Annotated in this window: 16 protein-coding genes and 2 pseudogenes; 4 read left to right on the top strand and 14 right to left on the bottom strand. The window is 33.4% G+C overall.

Annotated features, from left to right (window positions below):
- Positions 1-64 precede the first annotated feature (64 nt).
- The 9 genes from lptB to ACFE3K_RS05865 form a co-directional block, all read right to left on the bottom strand.
- Positions 65-802, bottom strand: a complete 738-nt coding sequence (lptB, locus tag ACFE3K_RS05905) for an LPS export ABC transporter ATP-binding protein (RefSeq protein WP_375331938.1) — start codon at positions 800-802, stop codon at positions 65-67.
- A 22-nt stretch (positions 803-824) separates the two neighbouring features.
- Positions 825-1,196: an LptA/OstA family protein gene (locus tag ACFE3K_RS05900; RefSeq protein ID WP_342260018.1), complete on the bottom strand. Its 372-nt coding sequence runs from the start codon at positions 1,194-1,196 to the stop codon at positions 825-827.
- An 82-nt stretch (positions 1,197-1,278) separates the two neighbouring features.
- Positions 1,279-1,911: an LPS export ABC transporter periplasmic protein LptC gene (gene lptC / locus ACFE3K_RS05895; protein WP_375358630.1), complete on the bottom strand. Its 633-nt coding sequence runs from the start codon at positions 1,909-1,911 to the stop codon at positions 1,279-1,281.
- An 85-nt stretch (positions 1,912-1,996) separates the two neighbouring features.
- Positions 1,997-2,953 (bottom strand): SIS domain-containing protein, encoded by a 957-nt coding sequence (locus tag ACFE3K_RS05890; protein ID WP_375359499.1) that lies wholly within the window; start codon positions 2,951-2,953, stop codon positions 1,997-1,999.
- Between the two features lie 246 nt (positions 2,954-3,199).
- Positions 3,200-3,808 (bottom strand): outer membrane protein, encoded by a 609-nt coding sequence (locus tag ACFE3K_RS05885; protein ID WP_375358629.1) that lies wholly within the window; start codon positions 3,806-3,808, stop codon positions 3,200-3,202.
- A 147-nt stretch (positions 3,809-3,955) separates the two neighbouring features.
- On the bottom strand, positions 3,956-4,663 hold the full coding sequence (locus ACFE3K_RS05880; RefSeq protein WP_375358628.1) for an outer membrane protein: 708 nt from the start codon (positions 4,661-4,663) through the stop codon (positions 3,956-3,958).
- A gap of 334 nt (positions 4,664-4,997) precedes the next feature.
- A complete protein-coding gene (locus ACFE3K_RS05875) occupies positions 4,998-5,303 on the bottom strand; it encodes an RNHCP domain-containing protein (RefSeq protein ID WP_342260023.1) in 306 nt (101 codons plus the stop codon).
- A 153-nt stretch (positions 5,304-5,456) separates the two neighbouring features.
- On the bottom strand, positions 5,457-6,236 hold the full coding sequence (xth, locus tag ACFE3K_RS05870) for an exodeoxyribonuclease III (RefSeq protein WP_375358627.1): 780 nt from the start codon (positions 6,234-6,236) through the stop codon (positions 5,457-5,459).
- Positions 6,237-6,368: 132 nt separating this feature from the next.
- Positions 6,369-6,611 (bottom strand): DUF2269 family protein, encoded by a 243-nt coding sequence (locus ACFE3K_RS05865; protein ID WP_375358626.1) that lies wholly within the window; start codon positions 6,609-6,611, stop codon positions 6,369-6,371.
- Between the two features lie 36 nt (positions 6,612-6,647).
- Here ACFE3K_RS05865 and ACFE3K_RS05860 point away from each other — a divergent pair.
- A pseudogene (locus ACFE3K_RS05860) lies at positions 6,648-6,956 on the top strand (transposase); the annotation flags it as partial.
- A 14-nt stretch (positions 6,957-6,970) separates the two neighbouring features.
- On the opposite strand, the pseudogene ACFE3K_RS07645 reads toward ACFE3K_RS05860, so the two are convergent.
- The 4 genes and pseudogenes from ACFE3K_RS07645 to ACFE3K_RS05840 all read right to left on the bottom strand — a co-directional run.
- Positions 6,971-7,667, bottom strand: a pseudogene (locus ACFE3K_RS07645) (MFS transporter); the annotation flags it as partial.
- A gap of 128 nt (positions 7,668-7,795) precedes the next feature.
- Positions 7,796-9,160, bottom strand: a complete 1,365-nt coding sequence (locus tag ACFE3K_RS05850; protein ID WP_375358625.1) for an MFS transporter — start codon at positions 9,158-9,160, stop codon at positions 7,796-7,798.
- 112 nt (positions 9,161-9,272) lie between these two features.
- The gene (locus ACFE3K_RS05845) at positions 9,273-9,902 is read right to left on the bottom strand and encodes a hypothetical protein (protein ID WP_375358624.1); all 630 of its coding nucleotides are present in this window, start codon (positions 9,900-9,902) and stop codon (positions 9,273-9,275) included.
- Between the two features lie 59 nt (positions 9,903-9,961).
- Complete coding sequence (locus ACFE3K_RS05840) at positions 9,962-11,224, bottom strand: hypothetical protein (RefSeq protein WP_375358623.1); 1,263 nt, start codon at positions 11,222-11,224, stop codon at positions 9,962-9,964.
- A gap of 267 nt (positions 11,225-11,491) precedes the next feature.
- Between ACFE3K_RS05840 and ACFE3K_RS05835 the strand changes: the two genes are divergently transcribed.
- From ACFE3K_RS05835 to ACFE3K_RS05825, 3 genes are all read left to right on the top strand, one after another.
- Positions 11,492-11,941, top strand: coding sequence for a helix-turn-helix domain-containing protein (locus ACFE3K_RS05835; protein WP_375358551.1), 450 nt, complete (start codon positions 11,492-11,494; stop codon positions 11,939-11,941).
- A complete protein-coding gene (locus ACFE3K_RS05830; protein ID WP_375358622.1) occupies positions 11,935-12,453 on the top strand; it encodes an IS630 family transposase in 519 nt (172 codons plus the stop codon). The genes ACFE3K_RS05835 and ACFE3K_RS05830 overlap by 7 nt, the downstream gene beginning before the upstream one ends.
- 246 nt (positions 12,454-12,699) lie before the next feature.
- Positions 12,700-14,046 (top strand): MFS transporter, encoded by a 1,347-nt coding sequence (locus tag ACFE3K_RS05825; RefSeq protein ID WP_375359497.1) that lies wholly within the window; start codon positions 12,700-12,702, stop codon positions 14,044-14,046.
- Here ACFE3K_RS05825 and ACFE3K_RS05820 read toward each other — a convergent pair.
- Entirely contained in the window at positions 13,940-14,677 is a 738-nt protein-coding gene (locus ACFE3K_RS05820; protein ID WP_375358621.1) for an HD domain-containing protein, read from the bottom strand. The two genes, ACFE3K_RS05825 and ACFE3K_RS05820, sit on opposite strands and share 107 nt — an antisense overlap.
- Positions 14,678-14,711: the final 34 nt, after the last annotated feature.

Here is a 14,711-nt window from a genome sequence, read left to right as displayed (position 1 = left end):
GATTCGAGTACCGCATCATTGTCCAAATCACCAGCAGAAGTATAGTTTCGAAAGAGGTCTATTATTACAAACAAAAAGATTGCCCTAGATATACTTCCTTTACTTGATAGCTTGTGGCTATTTCTTGTGGAGTTCCTTCTAATAGGACTTTTCCTTCGTAAATAACATAGGCTCTGTCAACTATATTAAGAGTATCTCTAACATTGTGATCGGTAATTAGGATGCCGATATTGCGGTTACGTAAGTGAACAATTAAATTTTTAAGATCCTCAATTGCTAACGGATCAATGCCTGCAAGTGGTTCGTCAAGCATAATAAATTTGGGATCTAGTGCTATTGTTCTTGCGATTTCTAGCCTACGTCTTTCTCCGCCGGATAATCCTATTGCTGGCATGTCTTTTAGATGAAGAATAGAAAATTCTTTAAGCAAATCTAATGTTTTTTGTTCGATAATTTCTTGGTCATTTTCTAAAATCTCTAGCATTAATCTAATATTATCTCCTACAGATAGCCCACGAAAAATTGATGGTTCTTGAGGAAGATAGCTAAAGCCAAACCTAGCTCTTAAATAAATTGGTAAATGAGTAATATCATGATCATTATAAAATAATGCTCCACTATCTGGTTTGGTAAGTCCTATAATAATACTAAAACAGGTAGTTTTACCTGCACCGTTTGGACCAAAAAGACCAACTATTTCTCCTGTTTTTAATTGAAGAGATACGTCGTTTAGGATCACTCTCTTATTATAAGATTTTGAAATACTACTTACTTGTAATTTCTCTATTATTAAATGCGGCATACTTTCAAAATTTCTTACATAACTAATTTTTTGATTTGCTATAATCTATATTATTGAGTTCCGTATAATATACTAGTTTGTCAGTTTTTATAATACCATCCTTATTCTGTACTATTACATCACCAAGCAGTACTAGTTCTTTTCTTTCTACAAAATATTTTGCAGAAGTAGCAGTTAGTAACTCTTGACCATTACTCCTCTTAGCAATCAATCTTGACGGTATGGAGATGTAATCAATAGTTTTTTTATTATCAACTGTTTTATAAAAAATTTCTAAATTAGTTGTTTTTACCATCATATCATCAAACCACAAAATCACCTCTCCTGTAAAACAAGCTTGATTCTTAGTTTGATCAATTACTAAATTGTCAGAATGAATATATAATCTATCCATACTCGAATGCTTTGAGTACGGATATTTCCCATAAGCTACGGATAAACTCATGATTAGAAAGAACAATACACAGCAAATTATGCTAAAAATCCGATACATCAATAACCGTCGATACATTACCTTTGAAATTTATAATATCATTATCATGTGTAGCACTAAAATTATTAGAAGTGATTTTACAATTTTTATAAGATAATACCACCCCTGTGTTACTATATGTTTCTTTATTTAGTAGATTCAGTTGGGCTTCTTGTGCTTTTAATGTGCTTTCTCCTAAAAAAAACTGTACATCATTTTCTAATTTTAATATGTGACTACTCTCATTCAATATACCATTTTTTGCACTGATCACTAAGTCTTTGTTGTCATTTATTTTATATGTAGCATGAATTTCTTCTAGTTTATATTGCTTACCTAAAGTCCTAACTGCTTGCACAGTCTGAATCTGGTAAGGATTTAAGTTTTTATTGAACCCCTTAAAAATTGAATTTGAAATTTTTATTTCATGATCTTTATCATTTGGATTAAAAGCACTATTGCTACTATTATCCTCCGTTGATTTTGAATTATTACTGATAGGATTTAAATTTATATAAATTAAACATAAGGTTAATATTATTCCTAAACAAGATAAGATCTTTGATAGACTAATTGAACGTCTATAAGATGAAATGATAGCACTACTACCTTTATCTATGAAGGGAATCTTAACCATAATATTGCCAACATTATACGCGAATTTTGGATAAGAATTAATTAATTCTTATCTAGAATTGGGGTAACATTATCATGGACATTCATCAACTAATTCCTGCCCTAAGTAAGTCATGGATATGAACAATACCAATCACCATATTATTTTCAGTTACTGGTATGCTAGTAATCGATTTACTATTCATTATACCTAAAGCCTCTCCCGCTAATTTTAAAGGAGAAATTTGTTTTGGATTAGAAGTCATTACATCGCATGCATACTTCATATCTATTTTATCATTAATATGTCTACGCAAATCTCCATCTGTTATAATACCAACCAAACTCAAATCTTTATCTACCACTATAGCACATCCAAGACTCTTTTGATTCATAACCAATATAGTATCGGTAAATGAGGTATCAACATATACTAAAGGCAATTGATCCTTCACCCGCATTAAGCTCTCTACTTTTATAAGATTCGCTCCAATCTTCCCCCCAGGATGATACAGCCGAAAATCATCTTCAGAAAAGCCTCGTGCTTCATGTACAGAAGTGGTAAGTGCATCTCCAAGAGATAACATCATTACTGAAGAAGTTGTTGGAGCGGCAATATAAGATGCTTCATTGATTCTTGGTATTAATAATAGGAAATCACTATTGATTGCTATAGTAGAGTTGGCATTCATAGTCATGGCAATTATTTTTATAGAAAATCTCTTACAATACTTCATTATATCAAATAGTTCTCTAGTCTCTCCTGAATTAGACAACATGAATACTACATCATTGTCAGTTACCATACCAAGATCACCATGGCTAGCCTCAGCTGGGTGCAGATAAAAAGCAGCCGTACCGGTAGAAGCAAAACTTGCTGCTATTTTATGAGCTATATAACCACTCTTTCCTATACCGGTTAAAATAACCCTACCTTTATAATTAATTATATAATCTACTATATTGTTAAAATTACTAGGAATATTATTAGATAATTCAACTAATGCAGCAGATTCTTGTAATATAACCCTTTTGGCAACATCACAATGGTATGGTATTTTCATATAGTGTCCAAATTGTTCAATGATGTTATTCCACAACTGTTGAAAGTTAAAAAATCATCTATTAGCGAAGTGCTGTTGTAAGTCTTAAACCGTCTATTAGCGAGGAGTCGCGAAAAAGCGATGACGCGGCAATCCAAGTACGCGAAGCGTTACTCTAAAAAAACAGCCTCGCTGTTTACCTAGATCGCTACGGCATCTAAAGAGCCTTACTATGACGATTATAGAAAAATGTAGGGTACTATGATATTACACATCAAACCTAACGGCAAGTGATACATTATGACCTTTATATGCTAATGACTTAATATGATTTTTTATTTCTTTTGTGCTACCAAAATCTTTCCAACTGTAAGCTGCTTCAACTTTTACTCCTGGAGCTAACTTTGTAGCAACTCCAAGAGTAAGCTGGTAGACTAGGTTATTTTTTTTACCACTAGAAACTGATACACCATTATTCTTAGTAATTTGGTTTTTTAGTTGACCAACTCCAGCACCAGCACCGACAAAAAATTCACAAATACTTATATCAACAATATCCACATAACCATTAAGCATTAAAGTAGCAATTTGAGGCTTAGTTTTTGAGTCTGTACCGGCAAAAGAATGCTTAGATTGATGATTAGCAATCCAAGCAAGTATGAGATCAGCTCTAACATTATCTAGAATATAATAACCCAAACCTCCGCCAAGAAACATAGCGGTATTTTGCTTTAGTTTTTTATCATTTAACTTAATATTAGCCATTTTATTCGCCCCAACCTCTGCTTTTAAATAAAATTGATTTTCAATAGCCAAAGAGGAAAAAGAGACTAAAAGTGAAATAGCTATAATCGTTACTAAGAGTAAATTTTTCATAATTCTATTTTTTTAATTTACATTTTACTATAAATTAAACTAATACGCTAGCTTATTTTCAAGATAACCCTACAAATAACAAAAGAAGAGGGTTAGTAAAAGCCCTCTTCTTTTGTAGCACAAAAATAATAAATCTATTAATTTTTATTAAATATCAAATCTTAAGCCAGCCATTAAATTATGACCTCTGTAAGCGGTTTTAGATATTTTGTCAGTATCCTTCTTATCTTTATTTTTAGAATTTGTTTCTCCATAATCTCTCCAGCTATAGGCAAGATCAACATTCACACCATCAGCCACATTAGCAGAAGCACCAACAGTCAACTGATAAGCAAAATTATTAGCGGGTTTCCTAGTGTCAGAATATCTTTCAGTACTTTGAACCTTTCCCTCAAAGGTTGTAGTATCATGCACAGTTAGTTTTTCTTTTATTTGAGCCATACCAACACCTGCTCCAGCAAAGAATTTAGCAAAACCTGCATCATACAAATCTACATAACCACTGAGCAACAATGACACCACTTGTCCTTTAGCTGTTATTTTGCTAACTTCTTGACGCTTTGAACCCAAATCTTTAGTAGTATTATTAGTAAATTCTGGATTGACTAGGAAATCAAGTGTCAATTCTGCTCTAACATTATCCATGGCATAATAACCAGCACCAAGACCCAAAATCGCATTAGTTTTAGATTTAAATTGCAAGCTCTCTTTTTTATCTTCAAATTCCATTTTCATATTATTCAACTTAGTCGCACCACCTTCAGCTTTAAGATAAAACCCTCCTGTTTCAGCAAAAGATGTAACAGAAGTTAAAAGAGCCGTACTTGTAGCAGCGATTAAAAACAACTTTTTCATAATATTTCTCCTTAAATTATATAGACAAGAATTCCCTTATTAGATTCTCAAATAATGCCCGTGAAACACAAATCTCTCCAAATTCCACTTAGGCTACCTAGCTCGGTATATATAGCATACTATTTTCTTTAGGACAAACTAAAAAACTATTATGAGCATTCATCAATAGTGTTATAGAGATACTTTGTGGCAATAAAAACACAATAGACTGAATCTGTAGCTAACCCGAAAATGTTTGAGCCATCGTAATGGTGATAGAATTTATGCCATTGCCCTGATATTACGCGAATTCATGATAAGAATTGACAAATTCTTATCCCTAATTGGGATATATTCAGGCATAACTGAAAGCATCTAGCAAATTCTCTACGCTATCTGTGCTTGCAAGCTTGTTGTTTTTATATTCTCCACATTTAAGACATTTATGAGTTAGAATTATGCCCTTTTTACTATCGAGTTTATAGGAAACTGGCTGCATTAGTCCGTTACATCTAGAGGCTCTATCCCCAGGGTTAATATCCACATGTTTGCTGTAGAAACATGCTGAACAATGGTTAGTATAGCCATTTCCTTGTACCGATTCACTACATATATCACAAATAAAATCTTCTTTATTTCTATAAAACTTTTTTGTAACCATTTTTTAACTTTTTTTTGGCAATACATGCTATTTTTTTAGCCCCCTATCTACGCAAGGAACACCCTAGGCTATTAAACCGATGTCTTCACACCCCAATTTGGCATAAGAATTGACAAATTCTTATCCCGAATTCGCGTACATCGATATTTGAGGTTAACTAATGATAGCAACAACGGGTATATGATCAGAAGGCTTAATTTTAGTTCGTAGATTATAATGCATGTAGCAATCATTTAGATAATCTGCAACATTGCTTGATGCAAGTATCATATCAATACGCATACCTTTATTTTGTTCAAAGCAACCTGCTCTATAATCCCACCAAGAAAATTCTTGCTTAGTAGGATTTGATAATCTATATAAATCCTCAAAACTAGAATTTAAAATAATTCTCAATCGTTGTTTTTCTTCATTAGTAAAACAAGTAGTATTTTGTAACTCTTTTGCTGAGTATACGTCAATATCAAAAGGAGCAATATTAAAATCTCCTCCAACTATCACCTTAGTATCAAGAGTTCTTTTGGATTCGAAGTAATTAATTAAATTATCATAAAATTCTAATTTCATTTTAAATTTATCACTACCTACCAATGAACCGTTAGGTGCATATAATGAAGTGATACTACAAAAACCTATAGGAGTTTGTAGAGATATTTCTATAATCCGTGCTTGATTAGTACAATTAATACCTGGAAAGTCTTTTACCACTTCATCAGCTGGAAACTTTGATAAGATAGCTACACCATTATAGGATTTCTGACCATACACATAGAAATTATATGCTAGATCTGATAGTTCATCAAAAGGAAACTTATCAGTCTCACACTTGATTTCTTGTAACAAAACAATGTCTGGAGCTACTTCTGTTAAAAAGTCCCGTAAATGTTGTAGTCTTATTCTTATAGAATTAATATTCCAAGTAGCTATTTTCATTTCTAATTCCTAGTGTACGTTTATATGCGAATTTGGGATAAGAATTTGTCAATTCTTATCCCGAATTCGCGTATTTTACATCGGCTTAAAAACCATTAAAAAGAAAATAATAACTAGGCTGATAAATGCTGGTCAGCCAAGATAAAACCATAAATTAAATAATTTATAATACTGTGCTGGTAATTGCTCATTATTTTTTAATGTTCTGACTGCAATATTCCGTAATTGTATTTGAATCCATACTACTGGTAGCCAACATGCTCCTGTAATAGCATATCCTAAATAACTTAGAACAAGCCATAAATCAAAGAAATCATATCCAACTATATTGATTAATATTATGCCGCTAATTATACTAATTGCAATAATTAACACGGTGTTAATTATTGCAATTAGTATAAATTCTTAGAAGAGCTTTCTCGCAGTATTCAAGGCAACCGACATATAGCTTTACTAACGGATAATGCAGGTTGGCACACAGCCAAAAAACTAACTGTGCCAAGCAATATCACTTTGATACCGCTTCCGCCCTATGCACCGGAACTTAATGCAATGGAACAAGTTTGGGAATGGATTAAAAATCATTTCTTGTCTAACCAATGTTATGGTGTATATGAAGATATCGTTACTATGGCTTGTTACGCTTGGAATCAACTTGCTCATAATGTAGATTTAGTAAAATCAATTATGTATAGAGATTGGATAAATACACCGTGTTAATTATTGTAATTGGTATAAGAAAAATAACAACATATTGACCATCCACATAGTGTAAAAAATTAGCAAGAGCAGTTCGTATGTTAACTCTTTCTTGTACAAGAGTATTAGTTTTTAAAGAACCATCTAATTTATTTTTTTCTAAAATATATTTTATTTGACGTTTGGCATCCGCAAATTCTGGGGTTTCTCGAAGAGCTGTTCTTGCAAGAACGCCAATCATTGCTATACCAGCACCGATCCAAAATGCCACACGCCAATTAAAACCTTGTGAAGTAACCAATGACGCAATAGCTAAAGCAAAAGTTCCTCCTGCAGCAGATAAACACCCAATTAAGGTTACAGCTGGATATTGTATCGGTGGTTTGGTTATCTCAGTAACATAAAATACTAGCTCCTACTTTCTCTCCCATTAAGCTAATACCCTGCAATATTTCTTCATAAGTTGGTATACTAGCCATAATTACACAAGAGAGTGACATTAACACGGTGGTGATGATAACCGTAGATTTTCGCCCTATATGATCGCCCCAGCCAACCAAAAATAAAAGCACCAGGAGGTCTAAATAGATAGGTAGAACAAAAAGCAGCAGCAGATACAAAAGCTGCCGTATCAGGATCAGTTTTAGGAAAAAACAGCTCATTCAACAATACAGCCATATGAACATATAACATCAAGTCAAAATATTCTAGGAATGTCCCGATCGACAGCAACCCAACAGCTTGTTTTTATTCTCTAGTGAGACTGGTTTGGGGATAGATAACCCTGCCATCTTTTCGTACAAATTTGCTCATATTAGTGTTTAAACCTTTACTTTATATTATCAATATTTACCTATATATTATCCAGCCTTTATTACCAAATCAGTTTTTGGTTGAAAATAATTTTCTCTCTTCTTCTCCAACTTTTCAAAATGCAATAGCCCGTATGCGAACCCTATAATTGTAGGGATCATAATAACCCATAATCCCCAATAGCCAAAATGGTTAACAAGATAAGTAAAGCCAAAAGCAGTAATAACATACATCAAAACTCGAGATATAGCGCATATCATACTAGCATAGGTAAAACGTTTAAATACCGGAAAGTTTTTGTAAAAAATTGGCATAGCAGGACCTAAACAGTCCTCAAATAAAATTATAATAAATTGAATCAAAAATAACTCGTAAGAAGAATGAAGATTATTCAGCCAATACGGACAAAATACTATAAAAACAGAACATATTATGAGTATAATTCTCACGGTTAATAACGGATACACTTTTAAACTTAAACGAGATAATATTAATACTATCAAAAACTCTATTATACAGATAATAAAATTATGATGAATAACCTCGGATATTGTATAACCAAAGCTAGCTTGTAAAATATTACCACAATATACATAGACAAAATAAAAACATACCGGGGGAACACATTGTAATAAGAAGAAAGATAGTACTGTTTTTTTATTAACCTTTTCTGTCCAAATAGGATTTTTTTCTAAAGTACTGGTATCTGTATTAGTTTTTGCAAAAACTTTTTTTAGTTGACGTTTAGCATCAACAAATTCTGGTGTTTCTCGTAGCTTCGTTCTTGCACCAGAACCAATCAGTGCAATTACTGCACCTAGCCAAAATGCTATACGCCAATTAAAACCATAAGAAGTAACAAGTGAGGCAACTCCTAAAGCCCCTATCTCTCCTAAAGAAGAGAAAGCCCACATCAATCCCACACCTACATATTGCACTGGTGGGTTAATCGTTTCAGTTATATAAAGCTGTGCTCCTGTTATTTCTCCCATAGAAGATATGCCTTGCACGATACGGCAGATGGTCAATATCCAAGCTGCCACACTGCCTATCTGAGCATAGGTAGGGAGATTAGCTATAACAAGACAGGATGCAGACATCATAAAAGTTGTGATAATAACAGTAAATTTACGTCCTATATTATCGCCTAACCAACCAAATATTAACGCACCAACTGGCCGAAAAACAAATGTAGTGCAAAAGGCAAAAGACATCATTAAAGAGGTGGAGTGAGAATCAGTAGGTTCAAAAAATAACTCATTAAGAAACGCCGTCATATGCACATATAACATCAAGTTAAAATATTCTAGGAATGTCCCGATCGACAGCAACCCAACAGCTTGTTTTTGTTCTCTAGTGAGACTGGTTTGGGAATGGATAATCCTGCCATCTTCTCGTACAAATTTGCTCATATTAGTGTTTAAACCCTTAAGTTATATTGTCTAGAGTTGTATATAATTGTGTTAAAAACCCCCCTATACCAATTGGCATGGGGGTAATTTATGGTCTTTAATGCAACATAACTTACATAGGAGGATGACCACCTGCTAGATGACTACCTGCTAGTCCTACATCATCCTCCGGCTCCGAGCCAAACGATGTATTAGGAGCTTCATACGAATCATTAAGATGGGAAGAAGATGGTCCCTGATATGAGTGAGATTGTGGACAATGAGATTCTAATTGTTTATCAGCCCAAACTACAGCAGACACAGAAATTTCTGCATCCTTATTAGGATATCTTGTACTGATTTCCTTGATAGCCTCAACCCATTGCTTTGCCTCTGAAAAAACATCGGTATAGACTCGTGTAGCATCCTTCTTAAATATGTTTAAACAAGTAGGGTCACCTAACTTAGCCCCTACAGCAACTAACAATTTATCCTTATATTCACTCTTTTCTACTCCTAGACCTTCCCGATAAAGATAAGCAATAGCAGCAGCAGCTTCTGCCTTATCAAATAATAAAGCCTCGTGTAGATTTCTATTTATTATTTGGTAAAATCCTACAGCTTTTGGTAACCCACACTCCTTTTGTATAGTTTCCGCCCTACCCATTTGGGTTAAAGCATCATCATACAAATTATTTGCTGTTTTCAATAACGTCTTTTCTGAGTCTATATAACGATGAGTACCATCAAATTTTTTTGCCATATATTACCTATTTTTTTTATTTATTACTAAAGTATATACAATTAGTTGCATATTAGGACTTATCTAGTCTGACCTTTAGGGTCTTTCTTTAGATTATTGGTATTATTTATACAAGTAGAATTAGTAACTTTTTTTGGTGGTTTAGCAAGAGCTCTTTTTAGAGAGAGGAGTTTTTTATTTGCTATATTCACAATATCTTTAGCTTCTTTCTGCAATTTATCTTGTTCTAGATTTTGAGGAATATTTACATCATTAGGAGAAATTCGTGCAGCAAGAGCTTGCTCATGTTTAACATTTTTAGGTAGTTTATCTTCTTGCAGAAGACTACCACCATTTAAAAATGCATCACGCTGTCCAATATCTGCGACCGGCTCATCATTTTTAATAGCATTCTCTTGGTTTTTTATCAAACTATCAAATTTAGTCAACATTTGATATTTTTCAGTATCTGTATGTTTATACTTATCAGCTAATTCTTTATAAGATTTCTGACCCCTTGCATCTTCCAAATCCTGAATTTGCTTATCAGCTTCAACCACCGCTGCTTTAGCTTCTGCTATAGCAGGCTTAAGTTCTTCCCTTCTTTCGTCCTTATGTTTTATTCTTTGCTTTGCTGTTTCAAGCAAAACTGACGATTGTAGTGCTTTCAGTTTTTGCTGTTCTTTTTTAACAGCCTCTTTTAATTCTTCTTTCTGTGCTTTTAATTTTGCATCATAAGCACATAATCCATCGTAATGTTTATGTGCTGTTTTCTGATGTCTATATAATTCTCTATCTCTCTCTATTTGTTCTTCATTTTTGATGAGAAGTCTTAATTTACTTTCATCAATATCTTTACCTTTCAGATTTTCATCACTAAGATAATCAAACAACTCATTGTGTTTTATAGTTTCTTCCTTAGTTTCCTCTATACGCTTAGCTATATCTACTTTAAATTTTTCACGTTGTTTTTTTACACTAGAGCCTTCTTGATGAAACTGTGCTAATAACCGCTCAGCTTCTAGCCTTTCAGCTTCCCTCTCTAGAAACTCTATTTGTTCTTGCATCTTAGTTGCGGCTTCCGCTTCTTGCCTATAAGTAATATTTTGTTCAGCACGCTGCTCTTCTTTGGCAACAGCAGCTTGTAAAGCTTCCAAACTTTTTAGTATTTTTTCTGGAAGATTACTAGCTAACAAACTACTTATAGCACTATTGAGTCTCGCTAGCTCAGCTGGGTTAGTAGTATGCAGCTGAGATTTGATATCATTAATAACATTCTCAAACTGAGTAAAATAAGCAGAGTCTTCTTTGCCCATATCCCCATCATCAGAATCATCAGCCATGTTATTTTTCATTTGTATTAATAAGTTTATTTATATTATCATAATTTCATTATGAAGCAATTCTAAAATATTAGTCAACTTATTTTTAATGAAAATTAATTATTTTTTATAATATAAACAATATCTAATATTCTACTTACATAACTATATTATACTAATTGCAATAATGAACACGGTGTTATAAAATGGGTTTTTAACTGATAAATAGGTACTCAAATAGCTAGGTTAATATTACCGCAAGGTTTTGAAGGTCATGATTTTATAAAAATGATGAAACATGAGCCGCATGGTCGAAATCGTATACGTTTATTGGCGATGTATCACCTTCAATTAGGCAAATCTTTTAAAGCCATATCTGAAATAGTGAAGTCACACTGGAAAACTGTGCAATCATCGCTCAGAAGATTTAGGAATCATGGTTTTGAAGGATTATTTGAATCACAAAGAAGCGGTGCCCCTAGGAAGATTAACAGTATACAAGAGTCTGCTATTTTTGATAAAATCAATACGCTCAGTGAAAGTAAAACTGGTGGGTATATAACTGGAAAGGAGCTACATATCATGTTAGTTGAGGAATATGGTGCTAAATGTGCTTTAAAAACAGTCTACAATACTATGCACCGCCTTGGTTTTAGCTGGATTACTTCTCGTTCAATGCATCCAAAATCAAATCAAGAGACTCAAAATAGATATAAAAAAACTTTCCAGACATGTTAACAAAATTATTAGCAAAAAATATCGATAGATGTAAAGTTGATATATGGTCTCAGGATGAAACTAGAGTTGGGCAACAAGGTAGCTTAACTCGTATATGGGCTAAGCGTGGCACTAGACCCCGTAAAGTTCGGCAACAGCAATTTATTTCAACATATATTTACGGAGCTGCTTGCCATGAGACAGGAGAAGCTTGTGCATTAATTTTACCATATGCAAACACACAGGCAATGAATAAATTCTTAGAAGAGCTTTCTCGCAGTATTCAAGGCAACCGACATATAGCTTTACTAACGGATAATGCAGGTTGGCACACAGCCAAAAAACTAACTGTGCCAAGCAATATCACTTTGATACCGCTTCCGCCCTATGCACCGGAACTTAATGCAATGGAACAAGTTTGGGAATGGATTAAAAATCATTTCTTGTCTAACCAATGTTATGGTGTATATGAAGATATCGTTACTATGGCTTGTTACGCTTGGAATCAACTTGCTCATAATGTAGATGTATAGAGATTGGATAAATACACCGTGTTAATTATTGCAATTGGTATTAGTTCTGATATTTAACATTCTTTGATCTTAAGCCTATATTTTTACCACTCTCTCTTTTCCCCCTTCTAATTTGTTTATAGAATTGTGATATTGTTACAACCAAGATTTATTATTTTAATTTTCTATATTATTTTTTCTTGCTATCGTTCAACCAAATCATACTATATATTTAGTATTAATAATAAATATATTAAGGTGAATACAATGATAGGATATCAGCAGGAACAAAGAAGCCTAACTAAAGAGCAAAAATCAGCTGTTGGGTTATTATCGATTGGGACTTTTTTAGAATATTTTGATATGATGCTTTATGTCCACATGGCGGTATTGTTAAATGAGTTGTTTTTTCCAAAATCTGACCCTCATACTACCGCTCTTTATTCAGCTACAGCTTTTTGTGCTACCTTTGTTTTTAGACCTATTGGTGCAGTAATATTTGGATGGTTAGGTGATAATATAGGGCGTAAGACTACCGTTATCATCACGACTTTTATCATGGCTGTATCATGTATTACCATGGCTAATCTACCTACTTATGCCCAAATAGGTATTACAGCCTCTTGGTTGATCACCATATGTCGTATACTACAAGGAATGTCCTCTATGGGAGAGGCAGTAGGAGCAAAACTTTATTTAACTGAATCTATAAATCCACCAATCCAATATCCAGCTGTTTCATCAGTTGCAATTTTTGCTACTTTAGGAGGAGTCACTGCTTTAGGGATAGCATCGTTAGTAACCTCCTATGGATTTAATTGGCGTATAGCATTTTGGATAGGAGCTGGCGTAGCACTGGTTGGTACAGCAGCTCGAAGGAGTCTTAGAGAAACACCGGTATTTGCTGATGCCAAACATCAACTAAAAGAAACTTTTGAGAAGGCTTCAAGTGTTGGTAGAATAGATCTCAAAAAACTGGAATACAACCCTATATGGAAGGAAAAAGCTAATAAAGTAACAATAATAGCATTGTTTTTAATAGAATGTATGTGTCCCGTATGTTTTTATTTTCCTTATATTTATTGCGGAAATATGTTAAAAACTTCTTTTGGCTACACTGCTGAACAAGTCATTCATCAAAATTTTATTGTCTCAATGTTTTCTTTCTTAGCCACTTTAGTATTAGCATATTTAAGTTATATAATATATCCATTAAAAATTGTAAAAACCTTATTATTGATATTTTGTCTATTTGCTTTAGCTTGCCCTTATTTATTTAATAATATTAATAGCTCATTTGACGTATTTTTAATGCAATTATTCATTGTGTTATTTGTGCCTATCGGTCCTGGTCTAGGAGAGCCAATCTATTATAAACATTTTCCTGTATTTAAACGGTTTAGCTGTGCTAGTCTTACCTTTGCCATATCGCGTGCCTTGATGTATGTAGTTACCTCTTTTGCAACTGTTTACTTAACTGAATATTGGCATCATTGGGGAATAATGATTATATTGCTTCCAGTTTGCATAGGTTTTGCATTCGGACTATTTCATTTTGAAAAGTTGGAGAAAGAGGCTGGGAATTATCTACAAAAGCCTTATGTAGAGGTATAGATAAATGTTGACAACATAATGTAATAATTCGTTTTGTTACTGTTGGTATTTTTAAATACATAGATAAAGTTAAAAAATGTATTACAGTTTCTTCTACTATCTTTTTAGCTTTTTCTAGTGATTTCGCTCCTAGAGTTTCTAAATTATGAATCCGATCAAAAAGTTTAATCAGTGCTACATCATGTTTTTTTTGCTGAATTAATAAATCTAGTGTTTCCGCTGAGCTAATCTTGCCATGAGGCTTGACCCTGGTCAGGTCTTCTACTTGACTAGCCACTTGACTGCCAAAGATGTAAGCAATCATCTTTTCGGTCAGTTGTGTATCCTCAATGGTGTCGTGTAGCAATGCAGTCACAATCATGTCTGTTCTAAACAATCGTGGAATTTCTAAGGCTGTGTACTGGGCAAGCATATAAGCCACTTCAATCGGATGGGAATAATACGGCTCGCCGGACTGCCTCATTTGGCTGCCATGATATTTTTTAGCATAGTAGATGCCTTTTTTGACTTCATACATGTTTATTGGTTGCTTTACTTTTTCATTTAGCAAAATTAACTCCTTAAGCAACCTCTCAGCATATACACAATACTGGTATTTTGAATTATCCCAATAGTTATTAACATCTTCCATAAGAAACCATGATATTTTAATCATAAAGTTATAA

Source organism: Candidatus Tisiphia endosymbiont of Neophilaenus lineatus, from assembly GCF_964264975.1.
Classification (GTDB): domain Bacteria; phylum Pseudomonadota; class Alphaproteobacteria; order Rickettsiales; family Rickettsiaceae; genus Tisiphia.
The sequence above is the reverse complement of the archived record's forward strand: the minus strand, read 5'-3'. Positions and strand labels throughout refer to the sequence as shown.